The organism is Oleiphilus sp. HI0066, assembly GCF_001635725.1.
Window position 1 is genome coordinate 1 of record NZ_LWFH01001295.1, and the last position, 1,104, is coordinate 1,104.

2 protein-coding genes are annotated in these 1,104 nt (G+C 44.4%); both read left to right on the plus strand.

Annotation, left to right across the window (positions count from 1 at the left end):
• A partial coding sequence (locus A3738_RS18805) for a branched-chain amino acid ABC transporter permease LivH (RefSeq protein WP_068763779.1) occupies window positions 1-677 on the plus strand: 677 nt, incomplete at its 5' end.
• The coding region (locus A3738_RS32415) for a DUF3382 domain-containing protein (protein WP_156504340.1) at window positions 677-1,104 on the plus strand (428 nt) is incomplete at its 3' end. The genes A3738_RS18805 and A3738_RS32415, both read left to right, overlap by 1 nt.

Below are 1,104 nucleotides of genomic sequence, written 5' to 3' on the forward strand. Positions count from 1 at the left end.
TATCGAGTTCTTTCGGCTGGGCGATTGAAAGAACAGCATATAGACCTCTGCGCGGAGCGAATCGATTAATTCCTTTAATCTCTGCAATTGGTATGTCTATCTTTCTACAAAACTTTGTAGTGAATGCGCAAGGCGCTCGCGATGTTGCGATTCCTCCTATGATTAGTGGCGGTTGGACTTTCGGTACTGAAAACTTCCAAGCATCTCTGTCTTACATGCAGCTGATTATTTTTATAGCGACATTTATCTGCATGTCGGCACTCACATTATTTATTTCTAAGTCACGAATGGGACGAGCATGTCGCGCTGTTGCTGAAGACATCAAGATGGCAAATCTGCTTGGCATTAATACTAACCGAGTGATCTCTGCAACATTTGTCATTGGCGCTTCTTTAGCGGCTGTCGCGGGCTTATTACTTGGCCTTTATTACGGCGTTGCCAATCCACATATTGGTTTTATTGCCGGACTGAAAGCATTTACCGCAGCGGTACTTGGTGGCATTGGGAGCATTCCTGGCGCTATGCTCGGCGGAATTATTCTAGGTTTAACGGAAAGCTTAACTGCAGCGTATATTAGCTCAGAATGGAAAGACGCCGTGTCATTTAGTCTTCTCGTTCTAATCCTCTTATTTAAGCCGACTGGCTTACTAGGCAAACAAGAGGTTGAGAAAGTCTAATGAAATCGAATTTCAGTCATGCAGTATTTACTGCAATCATCACCTTAATCGTGTCCTTCCCTTTACTGGGCCTCAACTTGGTTACAGGCGGCACTTCAATGTCTATTGAAGGTGCGGGGCCAACGACTTGGATGTATATCGGTGCTGCCGTTGCGATCGTATTTTTCTTCCAATTATTCAGAGACCAGTTCACTGGATTATTTAGCCACATTCCTAAACCAAGTTTTAATACCGGTTATCAATCACTAGAACCGGCGAAGAAAGCAAAATTAGAAAACTGGTTTACTTTCGCAATCATTTTGATCGCGCTAGTTTGGCCGTTTATGGTGAGCCGTGGCTCTATCGACCTCGCAACTCTGGTACTTATCTATGTGATGTTAGGCCTTGGCTTGAACATCGTTGTCGGCCTAGCGGGCTTGTTAGACTT